Origin of the sequence: Streptomyces sp. NPDC005576, assembly GCF_042871745.1 — a bacterium.
Taxonomy (GTDB): domain Bacteria; phylum Actinomycetota; class Actinomycetes; order Streptomycetales; family Streptomycetaceae; genus Streptomyces.
In genome coordinates, this window is record NZ_JBIAJC010000005.1 from 305,752 (window position 1) to 323,141 (window position 17,390).

Consider the following 17,390-nt stretch of genomic DNA (forward strand, 5'->3'; position numbering starts at 1 on the left):
GCTGGCCTGGTGGACTGCTGGTCCGATGGGCCGCGGACCCGATGGCCCTCAGGCGGGTTCGGCCGGGTCGAGCAGGGAGATGGGTACGGCCAGATGGCGGGAGCGGAGCCACTCCCCCAGTGCCTTGGCCTGCGGGTCGAACCGCGCCTGGGCGGCGACCCCTTCGCCCAGGAGCCCACGGACGACGAAATTCACCGCCCTCAACCGCGGGAGCACATGCCGCTCGACCTCCAGCCCCGCGGTTTCCGGCAGGAGTTCACGGAAGCGCTCCACGGTCAGCTCATGGGCCAGCCACCGCCAGGCGTTGTCGTCACGCACCCACACCCCGACGTTCGCGTCCCCGCCCTTGTCGCCGCTGCGCGCCCCGGCGAGCAGCCCGAGCGGCGCGCTCCGGGTCACCTCCGGCTCCGGCGCGGGCGGCAGCGGCACCTCCAGCGGTACGAGGTCGAGCACCCGGGTCACCGTCGGCGCGGGCACGTCCTGCCGTGTCCCGTCCGGCAGCACCGCGGTGTGCGCCACCTCGGTCGCCGGTACGTGGACCGCCTCGAACACCCCGTACGGCGCGCCCTTCCCGGGCGGGGCCGTGACGTGGAACCCGGGATAGCTACCGAGGGCCAGCTCCACGGCCGCCCCGGAGACCGCCCTGCCCACCGCCTCCGCGTCCTGGTCGCGCACCACGAGCCGGAGCAGTGCGCTCGCGGTCTCCTCGGTGGCCGCGTCGGGGTGATCGGTGCGGGCCAGCTCCCAGCGGACCTCGGCGGGCGCCTTCCCGGACCGATCGAGCGCGTCGGCGAACTGCTCCTGCACGAGACGGGACTTTGCCTCGATGTCGAGTCCGGTGAGCACGAAGACGACCTCGTTGCGCCAGCCGCCGAGCCGGTTGAGCCCGACCTTCAGCGTGGGCGGCGGCGCTTCGCCGCGTACCCCGCTGATCCCGACCCGGTCCGGTCCCTCCTGGGTGAGCGAGACCGTGTCGAGCCGGGCGGTCACGTCGGGTCCCGGGTACCGGGCGCCCCCGGTCTCGTACAGCAACTGGGCGGTGACGGTCCCGAGATCGACCACTCCGCCGGTGCCCGGGTGCTTGGTGATGACGGACGATCCGTCGGCGTGGATCTCGGCGAGGGGGAAGCCGGGGCGGCGCACGTCGTGGCCGCCGAAGAAGGCGTAGTTCCCGCCGGTGGCCTGCGTACCGCACTCCAGGACGTGCCCGGCGACGACGGCCCCGGCAAGGGCGTCCAGGTCGTCCGGACCCCAGCCGAAGTGGGCGGCGGCGGGCCCGGTGACCAGGGCGGCGTCGGTGACCCGGCCGGTGACGACGATGTCCGCGCCCGCCTTCAGGCAGGCGGCGATCCCGGCGCCCCCGAGGTACGCGTTGGCGGTGAGGAACCCCTCCGGGACGGGCCGGCTGTCGCCCTCCACATGGGCGACCCGCACCGCGATGCCGAGCTTCTCCGCCAACTCCCTTACCGCGTCGGCGAGTCCGGCCGTGTTGAGGCCGCCCGCGTTGGTGACGATCTTCACCCCCCGGTCGACGGCCAGCCCGAGGCTCTCTTCGAGCTGGCGCAGGAAGGTGGAGGCGTAACCGCGCGAGGGGTCCTTGAGGCGGCTCCGGCCGAGGATGAGCATGGTGAGCTCGGCGAGGTAGTCCCCGGTCAGGACGTCGAGCGGGCCTCCGGTCAGCATCTCCCGCATCGCGTCGAACCGGTCGCCGTAGAAGCCGGAGGCGTTGCCGATGCGCAGGGGCGTCGGCGCGGGCGGATCGAGCGGGTGCGACCGGGCGGGCTCGGGCTCGGTGACGGAGACGGGGATCGTGACGGGAGGGGACGGGAGGAGGGGGGCGGGGGCGGTGGGAACGGCGCCCGCCAGGGTCCCGGGCCGTACGACGGGGGTCTGCGCGGACACGGACCGCGCACGGGCGGGCTGCGCGGGGGCCGGCTGGGCGAGGGTCGGCTGCGCGGGTGTGGGCTGTGCGGGCGGGATGGTCATATGGCGTCACTCCCAGGGGCGCTCGAAGGGCCGGTCTCTCCTTCGCTCCTGCCCCCGCGAGGCGCACGCCCCGCACCCGGCAGACCCGCGAACGCCTGCGCGATGTCCAGCCAGCCATCGGCCTCGATGCCGACCGCACGGAGGGCGAGGTCGTCGCGGTGGGCGCGCTGGGTCACCAGCAGGCAGAAGTCCAGCAGCGGCCCGGTAACCCGCTGCCCCGCACCCTCGGGTCCGAAGGCGATCGCCCCGCCGTCCGGAGTGGCGAGTTCCACCCGGAACTCCTCCGCCGGCGGGGTGGCACCCCGCACGAAGTACGCGTAGTCGCGGGCCCGTACGCCGATCCTGGCGACATGCCGCAGCCGGTCGGTCGGGGCGCGTACGACCCCGAGGGCGTCGGCCACGTCCTGCCCGTGCGCCCAGGTCTCCATGAGCCGGGCGGTCGCCATCGAGGCCAGGCTCATCGGGGGGCCGTACCAGGGGATGCGGGTACCGGGGACGGCCCCCCGCAACACGTCCTGGAGCCGTTCCCGTCCGGCCCGCCACCCTCGCAGCAGCTCCCCCGGTGAGGCGGCGGCGACGGCGGCCCCGGCCGCCTCGTCCACAAAGGTCTCCGGCGCGGCGAGCGCGGCCTCCACCTCCGCCCGGAACGCCTCGGGGTCCGTCGCGGCCGTCACCGCGACCCCGTCGGTCCAGGCCAGGTGGGCGATCTGGTGCGCGACGGTCCAGCCGGGCGCGGGGGTCGCCCTCGCCCACTCCTCGTCACTCAACTCGGCTACCAGAGCGTCGAGTTCTTCGCTCTCGTCACGCAGATCGTCGATCACGGCGATGGCATCGGACACGTGCGCTCCCCTCGGGGCATGGCGTGGTGCCCCGGAGCATTCCAGCGACCGGAGAAACAAGCAAGCGTGCTTGCATGATTTTCTCCACCGGGCTCTTCGGGTTCTCCGGGCAGCCCCGAAGTGTGCGCGGGAGACCCCGTACGGGAGAGGAGGGGTACGGGCCACAAGGGTGCAGGTCGGATCCATAACTCCCGGGCCACTCATAGCCCTTCGGCCGTCATGGCCGACTCGCTCCCTCCGTTCCCCCGCTGTGGTTAGGGTCGGGCCATGACTTCCCTCGATGTCTCCCTGCGCCCCGTGCACCCCAGCGATCTGCCGGTGTTCTTCCGCCACATGAGCGACCCGGAGTCGAATCGGATGGCCGCCTTCACCGCCGAGGACCCGACGGACCGGGACCACTTCGACGCGCACTGGAAGCGCATCCTCGCCTCGCCCGACACCGTCACCCGCACCGTGCTCGCGGACGGCGACGTGGTCGGGCACGTGGCCGTGTACGGCGAGCCGGGCGAGCGGGAGGTCACGTATGTCGTCGACCGCTACTACTGGGGGCGGGGCATCGCGACCACGGCCCTGCGGGGGCTGCTCGCCGAGGTCCCCGAACGCCCCGTGCACGCCAGGGCGGCTGCGGACAACACCGGTTCGGTGCGGGTCCTGGAGAAGTGCGGCTTCGAGGTCGTCGGCGAGGAACGGGGCTTCGCGAACGCGCGGGGAGCAGAGATCGACGAGCTGCTGCTGCGGTTGGAAGAATGAGGAGCAGGGTCTCGGTCGACCAGCCCGGCGTGTCGTGGGGGGCGGTCGCCCGGTCGGGATATGCGCTGGTCGCCGCTTGCTGCGAGAGGCCAAACTGCCGCGATGGATCCGGTGGCGCTGGAGACCGACCGCCTGGTGCTGCGGGCCTTCACCCTGGCCGACGCGGATGCGGTGTACGAAGCCTGCCAGGACGAGGCAATCCAGTTCCACACCCCGGTGCCGGTGCCGTACCTGCGGGCCGACGCGGTGGTGGGCCATGGCCGGGAACACCGGCTCGCGTGCTGTCGCCGCCAAACTCGGCTTCACCGTCGAAGGGACACTGCGCAATCGCGGTATCGCCAACGACGGCAAGCCGCACGACTGGTGGGTGGGCGGGCTGCTGAGGCCCTGACGTGCGGGCCGATGCTTCGCCGGCGGGAGGTGTGAGGGGACAGCACGAGGTCTGCGGCGGATTCTCCGTGGACCCCTCGCTGCCTTCCGGCCCCGCATCCCTCAGGCCGGCCGGTACACGCCCTCCGGGTCCTCGCCCGCGGCCTCGGCGAGCTCCGGGAAGCTCACGTTCCCGACGGCCAGGCACAGCTGGAGGGCGTGGACCTGGCCGGGCACCGTGCGGAACTCCCGGGCCGGCGGGTTGTCGATCAGCTCCTGGTAGTACTCGTGATCGAGCTCCTCGTCCTCGTCGGCACACAGGTCCAGGGCGAGGAGTGGCCGGGAGGAGGACCGCATGGTGACGGCGTCGGCGAGGAACACCGCCGAGAGGTTCTCCACCGCGCCGGCCGCGCGTACGAGTTCCTCGGTGGTCGCACCGTCCCAGCGTGGATCGTCGATCAGGTGGAACCGCGCTTCCGCCCCGCTCTCCCCGTCCCACGCGCTGCGCAGGGCAGCCACCGTGGCCCGCCACGCGACATCGTCCGTGTAGTCGGTCCGCACGATCACGGGGTCGAAGTCGTCGGCCGGATCGCGTCCGGTCAGCTCGAGCGCGGGCAGGATTCGCACGCCGTCTCCCTCACTCCCCGGTGCCGGGCGCGGCACCAGCCATCGGTCTACGGGCATCCTCACACCCCGCACCGACAACGAACCGGGCGCCCGCCGGGGTGCCACCGCACCCCTCGGACGCCCGGCCCGGTCCCGCGCCACGCCGAACAGCTACGCCTCGCGGCGCTTCTTCCTTTCCTTCCGATCCCCGCCGACCTGGCCGCGTACCGCACCGACGCTCGCGCCGATGACCAGCGCGATGGCGAGGGCGTCCGTGGTGGAGAGGGCTTGGTCCAGGATGAGGAACCCTGCGAGGGCGGCGATGGCCGGTTCGAGGCTCATCATCACGGCGAAGGTGGAGGCGGGCAGGCGGCGGAGCGCCATCAGTTCCAGGGTGTAAGGGAGTACGGAGCTGAGCAGGGCCACCGCGGCGCCGAGCAGGACGGTGCTCGGGACGACCAGTTTGGCACCGGACTCCGCGATGCCGAGGGGGAGCGAGAGGAGGGCGGCGACGGCCATGGCGAGGGCCAGGCCGTCCGCCTTCGGGAAGCGGCGGCCGGTGCGGGCGCTGAAGACGATGTACAGCGCCCACATCGCGCCGGCCGCGACGGCGAGCCCGGCCCCCAGCAGGTCGAGCCGGCCGAAGCCGCCCGCGCCGCCGAGCAGGGCCACTCCGACGAGGGCGAGCCCCGCCCAGAGGAGGTTGACCAGGCGGCGGGAGGCGATGACGGAGAGGGCGAGCGGGCCGAGCACCTCCAGGGTGACCGCGATGCCGAGGGGGATGCGGTCGAGTGCCTGGTAGAAGAGGTTGTTCATCGCGCCCATCGTGACGCCGAAGGCCAGCACGGTCCCCCAGTCGGCGCGGCTGTGGCCGCGCAGCGTGGGGCGGCAGACGGCCAGCAGGACCACCGCGGCCACCAGCAGCCGCAGCGTCACCACCCCGAACGCTCCGGCGCGGGGCATCAGCAGCGCGGCCACCGCCGCACCGAACTGGACCGAGACCACACCTCCGATGACGAGGGCGACCGGTACGAGGGCGGCCCCGCGCCCCGCCGGGCGCCCGGAGCCGTGCGGGCCGGTGACGGTGTCGGGCGCTCCGTCCAGGGCGGTCACCGCCTCGGGGACGGTGACGGCTGCGGCCGGCTCTACGGCGCTGCGCGGGTCGTTCACTGCTGGGCCTTCCGAACGTGGTGGTGCGAGGGGGGCGACGCGCGACGAAGAGTGCGACGGGACGGCCGACGGCGACGGTGATGGAGCCGTACCGGACCGGGCTCGGCCCCCTGCGGCCGAGCACTCCCCTCGTACAACGTACTGCGCTGCCCGGAGCACCCCGCTGGACCACCCCCGGTACCCCTGCGGCACCCCTGCGGCTCCCCGCCGGGGTGCGGGGGTGGCCGCCGCCCGCTCCTGGCCGGCCCACGGCCCGAACAGCGGTGCGGCCCACGCCACTTCACGCGTACGCCCGCTCCCGCGCCCCTCCCTCAGACGGTCGGCGGCACCGGCGGGACCAGCTCGGGCATGTCCTGTTCGTCGAGGACCACCAGCTGGGCCTCCACCGGGGAGGTCAGCTCGGTGATCCGCATCGCTTGCCGCTCCGTCATGGCCTGGAAGACCTGTCGGGCGGTACGGCCGTTGCCGAAGCGGGCGTCACGCGGGACGCCGTCGAAGTACCGGCCGAGCGCTCCGCGGGCACCGTCGCTCAGCTCGTAGCGGTGGCGCTGCGCGTGGTGCTCCACGATGCGGACCAGCTCGGTGGAGCTGTAGTCGGCGAAGACGAGGCTGCGGGTGAAGCGGGAGGCGAGGCCCGGGTTGGAGGAGACGAAGCGTTCCATGTCGCCGGGGTAGCCGGCGGCGATGACGACGACCTCGTCGCGGTGGTCCTCCATGAGCTTGACCAGGGTGGCCACCGCCTCCAGGCCGAAGTCGTTGGAGACCCCGGCCGGGACCAGCGCGTACGCCTCGTCGATGAAGAGGACGCCGCCGCGGGCCCGGTTGAAGGACTCGGTGGTCTTTGGACCGGTGTGGCCCACGTACTCGCCGACCAGGGCGCTGCGGTCGACCTCCACCAGGTGCCCGCGCTCCAGCAGGCCGAGGGCCTTCAGCAGCCTGCCGTAGAGGCGGGCCACGGTGGTCTTGCCGGTGCCGGGGTTTCCGGCGAAGACCAGGTGGCGGCTGAGCGGCGGCGCGGGGAGCCCCGCCTGCTGGCGCAGCCGTACGGTCTGCATCAGCTTGACCATGCCGCCGACGTTCTGCTTGACCCCGTCGAGCCCGACCAGCTCGTCCAGTTCGGCGAGCAGCTCCTCCAGGGTCTCCGGCTCCGGTTCGGGCTCGCCGAGTTCGGAGAGATCGGAGAGGGAGGCGAAGGTGCCGCCGGCCACTGCGGTGCCTCCGGCGGCGGGACGGGCGCCGGCCGGGGACCCCGGTCCTCCTGCGGCCCCGCCCGGGGCAGCGGGCTTCTTGGGCGGGGCGCCCGGAGCGGGTCCGGTGGCGGTGACCCCCGGCAGGAGGGGGCTCTTGACGCGGATCGAGACGCAGTCCTCGAAGACGGGAGCGGCCTCGTCGGCCAGGGCGACGTCCTGGCCGCAGTCCAGGACCCGGCAGCCGGTGAAGCGGGGGTCGGCCTTCGCGCCGATGTGCAGGGCGGGGAAGGTGCCGCCGGTCAGGTCGCAGTATTCGAAGGCGCCGCCCGCGCCGGGCCCGAACAGGATGCCGTTCTTCGCGGCCCGGTCGATCCGCAGGCCGCTCACCTCGGGCTCGGCGCCGGCCGAGACGACCATCCCGCTCCCGCCGGGGGCCTCGATGGTGCACCCCTCCATGGCGAGCCGGGCCCCGGCGGCGAGGACCACGCCGGCGCTGCCGGTGGCTCCGATCCGTACGCCCTCCAGGGTGGTACGGGCGTGCGGGCCGAGTTCCACACCCGCCTTGCTGGGGCCGCTCACGGTGGTGCCCCGTACCGATGCCTCGGCCGTGGAACGCAGCCGCAGCCCGGTCTCGCCCCGCTCGATCCGGCCGCCGGTCAGCTCCAGGCGGGCCCTTCCGTCGGTGTGCACCCCGGCCACGGCCGCGTCCGAGAGCGTGGTGTCGGCCACCTCGGCGTGGGCGGCGTCGGTGACGGTCAGCCCGTGCTCCCCGGTGACGCCGATCCGGCAGCCGTTCAGGGATGCCCGGGCCAGCTCGGAGACGCGTACGGCGGCCGCTCCGCTGCGCGCGATCAGGGTGTCCCCGGCCAGGACCACCGCCTCGCCGGTCACCAGGACGCCGTGGCCGGCCGAGTCCAGGAGCCAGCAGCCGTGGACGGTGAGCTGGGCCGCTCCCCCCACGGCCAGCGCGTCGGTCCCGGCGCCGGCGAGACGGCAGTCGGCCAGGCCCACCGTGGCCGAGCCACCGGCCTGGACGGCGGCCCGGGCGGGACCGCTGATCCGGCAGTCCTCCAGGAGGCCCTCGGCCTCGTCCTCGATGAGCAGGCCGTGGCGGCCGGGGCCGCTGAGGCGGCTGTCGCGCAGCAGTACCCGGGAGGAGCCGCGGGCGCGCAGCGAGGAGCCGGCGGTACCGCTGACGCGCAGCCGCTCGGCGAGCACTACGGCGCTGCCACCGAGAGCCACTCCGAGCCCGTCGACGGTGTCGATGGCGGTGTCCACCAGCCGGGCCCGGGCGTCCCCTTCGAGGTGGACGGCGGCGTGCCGGGCATCGTGCAGCCGGCTGCCGCGTACCAGCAGCACCCCGCCGCCGACCGGGTCGCGCAGCGCCCGGGACAGGGTGTCGGCGAAGGTGAGGGCGGAGTTCGCGGCGGCTCCGGTGCCGTCCCGGGAGCCGAGCACGTCGATCCGGCCCCTGCCGAGGTCGCACTCGGCGAGGGTCAGGCCGGCCGCGTCGGCGACCCGCACGGCGGGTTCGGCGGGATCGCTGCCGCGCAGTTCGAGCCCGTACACCTCGCACCCGGGGGCGGCGACGTCGAGCACGGGGCCGCCGGGGGAGCGCAGGTGGACGGTCCCGGAGCCGTACTCCGGCTCCAGCAGCACCCGTCGCTCCAGGCGCAGGGACTCGGTGTAGACACCGGGGGCGATGGTGATCACGGCCCCGGCGGGGGCGGCGGCGAGGGCGGAGGCGATGGTGCGGTGACCGCCCCACCCCTTGGCCGCCACGCGCAGCGGTGGGGTGCCGGCGGTGGTGGTCGTCATGTGCCTGCTCCTTGCGGAAGGTTGTCGACGTTGGGCTGACCGCCCGGCACGCCGTCCAGGTACCAGCTCGGCTGGAACCAGTCCCGGACGGCACCACCCATGAAGAAGGCCGAGAAGGACTTGTCGATGAGCTTTCCGAGGGCCGGCGCCACGTAGATGTCGACCATGCCGGCGCGGTGGTACCAGCGGCCGGCCAGGTTGAGGTGGATCATGCTGCGGGCCGCGCCGATGGTGAGCCCGCCGAGGGTGCCGCCGACCGAGCTGATCAGACCGGCGATGGCGGCGTCCGCCTTGGAGAGGTGGATCAGCTGACCGCTCGCGGTCTTCACGCCGAAGACCGAGGCGGAGGCGGCTCCGGAGGCGAATCCGCCGAGGACGCCGGTGGCGACCCCGACGCCGAAGTCGTAGGTGCCGCCGCGCCAGCGGGTGACCTTGTCGTGGCCCGCCCACTCGCCGCCCCAGTCGTCGTCGCTGGGGTGGCGCTGGTAGGCGTAGCCGTAGTCGACGTGGCCCCAGCCGTTCTTCCACGGGGTGCCGCGCCCGGCCGCGTGGTGCAGGCCGGAGACGAAGCTCTTGACGACGGAGCCCATCATGGCGCCGAAGGCGGCCTTGGCGAGGTCGGTCGCGGTGAACTTCGCCCCGGTGACCAGGGCGGCGATGCCGAGCACGGTCAGGCTGAGGACGAAGTCGACGATGAACTCGTGTCCCGCGTCGAGGGCGATCTGCTGCATCGCCTTGGTGAGGTAGGGCCGGTAGACGGACTCGCCGCCGACGCTGGCGCCGAACTCCCAGCGGTTGGCGTCCTTCCACATGCGGTTGTAGCCGCGGTACTGGTTGGCCCAGTCGATGAAGTTGGTCTCCCGGCCGACCAGTTTCAGCTGGCCGAAGGCGTTGGTCTCGTAGATCCAGCCGGAGATGGACCGCTCGGCGAGGAGGTTGGTGCCGTTCGGCGCGTAGAGGCGCCAGTGCTTCTGCCAGCTCTCGCTCTCCAGGAATTTCCCGTCGAGCAGTTCCTTCTTCTGGCGGACGACCGTGCCGCCGTCGAACTCCTTCCACGCGTGGGCGTTGAAGGTGTCGCCCGGGTTCGCGACGTACTCGCGGACGCGGAAGGGGGCGTCGCCGAAGGTGTTCTGGAAGGCGCCGGCGCTGGGCCTGGCGGGGACCTCCTGGACCTTCATGTTGCCGAGGCTGGTGACGTGTTCGGACCAGCGGGCGCCCTCCGCCCAGCCGGGGAGGGGGTTGCCCCGGGCGTCGAACCAGTGGCGGACCTGGTCGCCGGCACCGCTGCCGAAGACCTGGATGTTGCCGTGGGCGTCGATCTTGTTCCAGTGCCAGACCTCGTTGCCTGCGGCGTCGCGGCTGACGCGCCAGGAGTCGACGGTGGTGCCGTCGGCGAGGAGGCGGTGGTCGCGGATCATGCGTTTGTCGGCGCCGAAGTCCTGGTACGACTCGCGGTCCCAGCCGTAGTGGTTGATGTCGCGGCCGTGGGCGGTGAGGCGGACGCCGCTGATGTGGGGGTTGTTGGCGTCGACCCAGGTCATGGTCCCGGTGGCCGGGCCGTGGGCGGTGATCCGCAGGTCGGGGCTGCCCTGGACGCCGGGCCAGGTGTCGGAGCGGGCCACGACGAAGCCGTGGTGGTCGTAGCGCGTCCAGTCACCTTGGTTCATGTGGAAGTTCTGCCGGAAGGTGGCGCCCCCGTCGCCCGCCGCGGCGCCGGCGCGGACCGCCGGGTTCGGCCGGTACTCGATCACCGTGCCGTCGTTCAGGCCGGTGCGCGCGATCTGCCACTGCTTGGCGGCGTTGGGGCTGAACCAGTCGCCGTCGCCCAGGTTGGTGGTGAACCGGTCGTGCCAGATGACCTGGTTGACGTTCACACCCGTCCCGGGCGGGGCCTGGAAGTCGGCGTGGTGGAAGGTGCGGTGCCCCTGCAGGTTGCCCACCCCCTCCGACCAGGGCAGGTACTGGGCGGGGATGTGTACCGGCGCCCCCGTGGGGCCGTCCGGCACCTTGACGTTGCCGACGGTCAGGTCGTTGCCGTGGAACAGCTTGCGGGTCTCGCGTACGAGTTGCCCGGTGCTGGAGATGTCGGTGATGGCGGCGTTCTGGGTGAGCAGCCGGATGCCGTGGTCGCCGACGGGCCCGCCGGGCGTGGGCCGGACCCGCCATTCGTTGAGCTGCGGCAGGTTGTCGGCCTTCAGCCAGGGGAACGGGCTCAGGTCCGTCGTGCGGTATTCGCTGCTGATGAGGTAGCGGAACCAGTTCGGCGGGCGCTGCTCGGCCACCCTCCGGACTTCCAGGTAGCCGCCGTTGTTCTCCAGCTGCCGGAGGCTGTCGATCTCCTTGCCGGGTGCGGAGAGCGACACCGAGGTGGTCTTGGGCACCCCGTCGGCGCCCATCTCCCGCTGGAAGAGCCTGCGTACGTCGTGGGGGTCGGTCTGGAAACGGCCGAACTTCTCGTGGACGACGAGGTTCTCGCCGGTGAGCGGGTGGTCCATCGTGTCGGTGAAGCCGCGGCCGAGGCCCGGACCGTAGGCGCGGGTGCCCTGGGCGATCAACTTGAAGTCGGCGTCGAAGCGGAACCAGGTTCCACTGCCCGCGCTCTGGGTGATCACGTTGCGGTCGAGGGTTCCCAGGACGTGGCCGCCGTCCGGGAGCTGCTGGAAGTGCAGGACCCGGTCGACCCCGCTGGTGCCGGTCGAGTCCCACCAGCTGCGTCCGCTCTCGCCCCAGTGCCGCCGGCCGTTGCGCACGAGCGTGCCCTGCGGGTCGATCTCGTGCCATTCACCGCGCTGGTTGCCCATCGAGAAGGTGGAGACCTCGGCGCTGGCGCTGGAGTGGAAGGAGTGGAGGGTGTTGCCGCCGGGCAGCGGCCGCGACTCGAAGACGGTGACGCCGGAGTGGGTGGTGAGGTGGATGCGGCCCTGCGGGATGCCCTTCGCGGTGATCAGGCCGTGTCCGAACCACTTGCCGCCCACCCCGGGGAGCGGGACGCCCGCGCCGTCGGTACGGATCAGCTTCCAGGTGCCGGCCGGGTTCCCGCCGGCGCCGCCGGTGGCCACGTGGTAGAGCTCCAGGTGGTTGTTGGCCTTGATCCGCCCCTGGGTGACGATGTTGATCCGCTGGAGGGTGAGCGTGCCGTCGGCGGCGTACTCCGTGAACTCGCCGAGCCGGAGGTTGCCCGGCGGGTCGACGCGCCAGCCGCCGGCCGCCGTGGGGGCCACGGTGTGGCCCGGCACGACGGTGAGGTGGCCGTCGAGGACCCGCGGAGCGCCCGCGGTGATGTCGACGAACCGGGACAGGCTCGCGTCGGTGAGCTTCACGGCGTCGCCGAGCGGGACGACGGTGAAGGCGGTGCCGCCCGTCGGGGTGACGGTGAGGGCGTGGGGGGTGCCGCCCGCGACCGGGACGGCCCGGAAGTCCAGGCGTCCGCCGGCGTTGTACAGGTCGAACTCGCCGGTCGCCTTCTCGACCCGGAACCCGCCGCCCGGCCGGACGGTGACCACGGACCCGTCGATCACGTTCTCGTGCTGGTCCAGGAAGCGGATACCGCCCGCTCCGTACACCCGTACGGTCTCCGGCAGGTGGGCGCCGGCCGCGTCGACGAGGCGGAAGAGGCTGAACCGGAAGGCCCCGTCGGTGGCGTCGTGGACGCGGATCGTCCCGGCGCCGGTGACCTGGAGGTCGCCGTCCGGGCGGGCGGTGACGGTGTCCGGCAGGTCGGCGCCGGTACCGTCCTTGACCTGCGGGTGCGGGGCCGCGCCGCCGCCCGCCGCGGGGTGGAAGACGTACTGTCCGGTTCCGCCCGCGGCGCCGGGGGCCCGGAGCTCGACGGCGGTGTGGGTGTGCGCGCCCCGGGGGTCGACCACCAGATGCGTGCCGCCCTGGTCGAGGCGGAAGCCGCCGCCCGCCGTGCCCGGCTGCGGGGTGGCCCGCAGGCCGGGGGCGGCGCTGAGGTCGGCACGTACGACGGTGACGGCCCCGGCCGCGTCGGTCCGGACGAAGTGGCCGTCGAGCGCCGTGCCGCCGCTGACGGGGACGTCGGTGCGGAGGTGGGCGCCGGTCGCGGGGTCGAACACGTTCACGGTGCCGTGGCCGTCGGTGAGCCGGAACTCGCCGCCGGTCCGCTGGACGGTGACCGTGGTGTCGACGGCCCCGTTGCCGGCCCGCGGGTGCCCGACCGGGACGTTCGGGGTGGCGACCGGGGTGAACACGTACTGGCCGGCCCCCGGGCCCTGGAGGGCGACGGTGTCGTGGGTGTGGGCGCCGGTGGGGCTGACGGTGATGTGCTGGTTGTTGTGGGTGATGCGGAAGTCCCCGCCCACCTGGGGGTGGACCGTGGCGCCGGGGACGGGTGTGCCGTCGCCCCGCGTCAGCAGGGAGCCGCCCGGGTTGGCCGGGTCGGCCCGCAGGAAGGTGCCGCCGGGCGGGGCGACGGTCAGGCCGCCCACGGCGAGGGCCTGGTGCGCGTAGGCGCCGGCCGGGGTGTGGACGGAGAACTGGTTCCCGCCCAGGGCCACGTGGTACGTGCCGTCCACCCATGCCACCTGGGCGCCGGGGGCGCCGCCCTGGTCGTGCAGGCGCGCGAGGGGCAGGTGGGGAGTGCCGGGAGGGCTGAACACGAACTGGCCGGTGGCCGGGACGCCCGGCCCCTGGAGGGAGACCACGCTGTGGGTGTGCAGACCGGCCGGGCTGACGACGAGGTGCTGACCGTTCTGGTCGATACGGAAGCCGAGCGAGCCGTTGACGCCCTGCGGGTGGACGGTGGCCCCGGCGACGCCCGTACCGTCCGCGTGGACGAGCGAGGGCAGCCCGCCGGCGCTGTCCGGGAGGCGGACGAAGGCCGGGCCCGCTCCCCCGGCCGGGGTGACGGACGGGACCGGCAGGGCGTGGTGGGAGAAGGTGCCGTCGGCCCGGTGGACGCTGAGGTGCGGGACGGCCGCGGCGCCCGGCGCGGGTGTGGGCCGTACGTGGAACACGCCGCCCCCGTGGGCGGGGACGGTGACCGTACCGAGCTGGGTCGCCCCGTCGGCGCCGGTGAGCTGGAGCGGCGCCGCGGCCCCGCCGGCGGCCGGGGTGTGCGGGGTGAGCACGTGCAGGGGGGTGGGGGCGCCGTGGGCGTCGACCAGGGTGAGACCGGTGTGGGTCTGCCGGCCGGTGGTGGGGTCGTAGAGGTGGAAGCCGTGGGTGGAGGGGATGTTGAGGGAGGTCGGGCTGATCTGGATGGGCCGCCCGCCGGTGGTCCGCAGGGCGCCGGTGCTGTCCAGGTGACGGACGGTGGGGACCCCGGCCGCGAGGTCGACACTGATGACGCCGCCGCCCAGGGCGCCGTCGTTGAGCGGGAAGATCCGCTCGTCGGCGACGAGCCGGTTACCGGTGTGGTCGGCGGTGAAGTCCCAGCGGCGGATCTCGGCGCCCGCGATGACGGTCTGCTCGACGCGTACGACGTCGCCGCCGCCGGGACCGCTCCCGACGAGGTGCTGGACGGTGACCGGCGTGCCCCCGGCGACGGGACGGGCGTGCACGATCTGGCCGGTGGCATCGGTCCGGATGGTGACGTTGGTGCCCGTCAGACCCGGTAGCGGCACCACGTGCACGACGGGGGCGGGCAGCGGCGCGACGATGCCGCCGGCGCTCCCGCCCGCGACTCCCCCGGCCCCGGTGCTCCCGGCCCCCGAGGAGTCGGCGCCGGTGTCCGGGCGGAAGGTCTCCATCTCGATGCCGTCGCCGGTGACGTGGGCGGGGGTGATGGTCCGGCTGTCGAGCAGCTGGTGGTCGTTGGCGGCGCTCAACTCGAAGTCGAGGCGCTGGATCGTCCCGTCCAGCTGGGTGTGCTCGACGCGCAGCACGTCCTGGCCGTTCACGGGGACGTGGGTGGCGGTCACCGACCCCGGTGTGCCGGCCGGGGTGGTCACGTGGACGTCCACCAACTGCCCGGCCGTGCCGGGGGTGACCTGGACCTGGACACCGGCGGGCATCTGGGGGAGGTGGGTGAAGGTGTGGTGGAAGTCGTAGGTGACGTGCGGGGCCATGAAGACGGTGAGGGGCTCGCGGTTCATCGCCGCGATCAGACCGGCGAAGAACTGGCTGCTCGGCGGGGTGAGGGCCGAGCTGTTGAGCAGGGGTGCGGTGTTCGGCGTGGTGATCAGCGAGCCGTTGCCGGGCAGGACGGTCGGGATGTCCACGAGCCTGCCGTTGATGCCCGGGGTGGAGAGGGCGCCGGGGGCCAGGTGCGCGGTGGGCGGCGGGACGGAGAGCGTCAGGTCGGTCTGGCCGAGCCCCGGCAGCTGCACGGCCCCGGTGTGGCTGGTGGGCAGGTCCGTATCGATCAGGCCGGTGTGCGCGTTCGGGGTCTCCACGTGTCCCGTACCCAGGTTCACGTTCGGCAGGTCGGTGTGGCCCAGGACCGTGCCGGTGCCGGGCAGCTCGATCTGGCCGAGGTGGGTGTCGGCGTGCGGGGCGGCGGCGTCGCCGAAGGCGGGGCTCAGGTTCGGGGAGGCGAAGTCGCCGCCCGGCGCGGTGTTGATCTGCGTCGCGGAGAAGTGGGGCGTGCTCAGGCCGAGCGACGCCACGTTCACGCTGCCGAGCTGGACCTGCCCCAGCGGGCCGCCGGTGCTGCCCACCGACGGGAGGTCCACGATCTGCGCGTGGACCGACGGCATGTCGGTACGGATGAGGCCGAGGTGGCCCGCACCGGCCGTGCCCAGGGAGGGCACGTTGATGTGTCCGAGCGCGGGCAGCGAGGGGGCGTTGACCGTGACCTGGCCGAGCCCGGCGAGGTTGCCGTCGACGGACGGGGTGCCCACCGTCATCGACGGCATCTGCGTCGGCGAGAAGCCGAGGTGCGGGATGTTGACCTGGCCGAGGGCCGGCATCGTCTGCGGGAGGCTTTCGAGACTGGGCAGGCCCGCGAGGTTGCCGTCGACGGACGGGGTGCCCAGCGTCATCGACGGCATCTGCGTCGGCGAGAAGCCGAGGTGCGGGATGTTGACCTGGCCGAGGGCCGGCATCGTCTGCGGGAGGTTCTCGAGGCTGGGCAGGCCCGCGAGGCCGCCGGGCAGGTCGATCCGGGTGACGGCGCCGAGGGTGGGCAGCGCCTGGTCGCCGGTCATTCCCAGGGAGGGGAGATCGGCGATGCGGGCGTCGATGGAGGGCAGGTTGATCTGGCCGAGGTTGGCGAAGCCGCCCTGTTCCCCGAGGTGGATCGAGAGGTCGGCCGGCATCGTCAGGGAGATGCCGGGGGGTGGTGCGGCGAACCGGCCGGGCGGTACGAGGCCGCCGGGGGCGGAGAGCCCGCCGGGTCCGCCGATGTTGCCGAAGGTCCCGGGGGCGAAGTGGAAGTCACCCGCCTTGACCAGGCCCATGCCGGCACCGTTGCCGGCGTCGAAGAAGTTGGAGACGCCCGCGCCGACCCCGGATGCCTTGCTGCCGGCGCCGATGAAGGAACCGTTGACGAAGGCCCCGTACTTGTACATGCCGAAGATGCCGCGGTCGATGAAGCCGATCTTGAAGGCCAGGAAGAGGCCCTGGCCCATCTCGTCGGCGGCCACCGGCAGGAAGAGCCGCAGCCCCTTGACACCGGAGAGGCCGTTGGCGATCGCTCCGGCGCCCATCTTGATGCCGTTCAGGCCGACGATCACGCTGTGCAGCCCGAAGAAGCCCTTGGCGCCGATGGTGTTGATGACACCGAGCTGCACGCCGAGCGGGAAGAACTGGAAGCCCTTGCCGGAGCCGCCCCCCAGGAGGGTGACGCCCTCCAGCCCCTTGATCTTGTTGAACTTGATCGCGTCGCCCAGACCGCCCTTGAGCCAGGAGCTCGTGGCACCGAACGTGTCGTCGATGCCCAGGCCCAGCCGCGTGAAGAGGCCGAGGGAGTTCGGGCCGCCCAGGACCAGGTTCTTGGTGCCCTTGATGCCCTGTGCGCCGAATCCCTTGATGGATTTCCACGCCTGGCCCACGTTCAGGCCCTTGGTGGTCGGCGCGAGCACTCCCACGATCGACAGGAGGAGCTCGGTCAGACTGGCGTCGCCGCGGGAGAAGTCGATCGCCGTCTTGATCATGATGGCGAGGTTCAGGCCGAACGCCAGCAGGGCGATCGGGCCACCGACGAGGATCGCGGGGATGATCAGGATGATCGCGATCCAGGTCAGGGCCTTCCACAGGTCCTCGCACTCGTCCACCGGCGAGGAGATCGACTCCGCGGCTGTCGCGATGGCGGTGGCCGCGGTGTCGGCCGCGGTCTCCATGGTGTCCCCGGCGGACTTCGCCGTCGCCTTGTGGGCTTCGCGGCCCTCGGTGTCGTCCTCCGGCAGGGCCGCCGCCGCGGTCAGCGCGTCGTCGGCGATCCGCTGTTGGGCGCGCATCACTCCGACGTAGGTGAGCAGGGCGGTGCGGACGTCTTCGTGGGCGGTCTTGAAGGTGGTGACGAAGCCCCGGATCCGGCCGTCGATCTTGCCGCGCAGGGCGTCGGCGGTCTTGCCCTTGAACGCCTCGGACGCCTTGTTGGAGACCTCCGCCAGCCCGCTGTCGATGGTCCGTGCCAGCTCGATCAGCGTGTACTGCGAGACGATGACCCGGTCGAGCTCGTCGGGATCACCCGGAGTCGGGTCCTCGGACAGTCCCAGCGCACTCCAGTCAGTGGGACGGGCCATGCCCGGCCACCCCC

Annotated in this window: 8 protein-coding genes; 2 read left to right on the plus strand and 6 right to left on the minus strand. The window is 73.1% G+C overall.

Annotation, left to right across the window (positions count from 1 at the left end; translation table 11 throughout):
* Positions 1-48 precede the first annotated feature (48 nt).
* Together ACFYPN_RS11475 and ACFYPN_RS11480 are read right to left on the minus strand one after the other, a co-directional pair.
* Positions 49-1,986, minus strand: a complete 1,938-nt coding sequence (locus ACFYPN_RS11475; RefSeq protein ID WP_389297797.1) for an acyclic terpene utilization AtuA family protein — start codon at positions 1,984-1,986, stop codon at positions 49-51.
* Positions 1,983-2,825 carry a TIGR03084 family metal-binding protein gene (locus tag ACFYPN_RS11480; protein WP_389297799.1) on the minus strand — a complete coding sequence of 281 codons (843 nt, stop codon included), beginning with the start codon at positions 2,823-2,825 and terminating at the stop codon, positions 1,983-1,985. Before ACFYPN_RS11480 ends, ACFYPN_RS11475 begins: the two co-directional genes overlap by 4 nt.
* Positions 2,826-3,092: 267 nt before the next feature.
* On the opposite strand from ACFYPN_RS11480, the gene ACFYPN_RS11485 reads away from it, so the two are divergent.
* Positions 3,093-3,575: a GNAT family N-acetyltransferase gene (locus tag ACFYPN_RS11485; protein ID WP_389297801.1), complete on the plus strand. Its 483-nt coding sequence runs from the start codon at positions 3,093-3,095 to the stop codon at positions 3,573-3,575.
* Between the two features lie 256 nt (positions 3,576-3,831).
* The gene (locus ACFYPN_RS11490) at positions 3,832-3,966 is read left to right on the plus strand and encodes a GNAT family N-acetyltransferase (protein WP_389297803.1); all 135 of its coding nucleotides are present in this window, start codon (positions 3,832-3,834) and stop codon (positions 3,964-3,966) included.
* A 101-nt stretch (positions 3,967-4,067) separates the two neighbouring features.
* Here ACFYPN_RS11490 and ACFYPN_RS11495 read toward each other — a convergent pair whose 3' ends face one another.
* The 4 genes from ACFYPN_RS11495 to ACFYPN_RS11510 all read right to left on the minus strand — a co-directional run bounded on the left by ACFYPN_RS11495 (position 4,068) and on the right by ACFYPN_RS11510 (position 17,376).
* Positions 4,068-4,571: a DUF6924 domain-containing protein gene (locus ACFYPN_RS11495; RefSeq protein ID WP_389297805.1), complete on the minus strand. Its 504-nt coding sequence runs from the start codon at positions 4,569-4,571 to the stop codon at positions 4,068-4,070.
* Between the two features lie 150 nt (positions 4,572-4,721).
* Complete coding sequence (locus ACFYPN_RS11500; protein ID WP_389297807.1) at positions 4,722-5,720, minus strand: DMT family transporter; 999 nt, start codon at positions 5,718-5,720, stop codon at positions 4,722-4,724.
* A 311-nt stretch (positions 5,721-6,031) separates the two neighbouring features.
* A complete protein-coding gene (locus ACFYPN_RS11505) occupies positions 6,032-8,728 on the minus strand; it encodes a right-handed parallel beta-helix repeat-containing protein (protein WP_389297809.1) in 2,697 nt (898 codons plus the stop codon).
* On the minus strand, positions 8,725-17,376 hold the full coding sequence (locus ACFYPN_RS11510) for a hypothetical protein (RefSeq protein WP_389297811.1): 8,652 nt from the start codon (positions 17,374-17,376) through the stop codon (positions 8,725-8,727). Before ACFYPN_RS11510 ends, ACFYPN_RS11505 begins: the two co-directional genes overlap by 4 nt.
* Between the last annotated feature and the right edge of the window lie 14 nt (positions 17,377-17,390).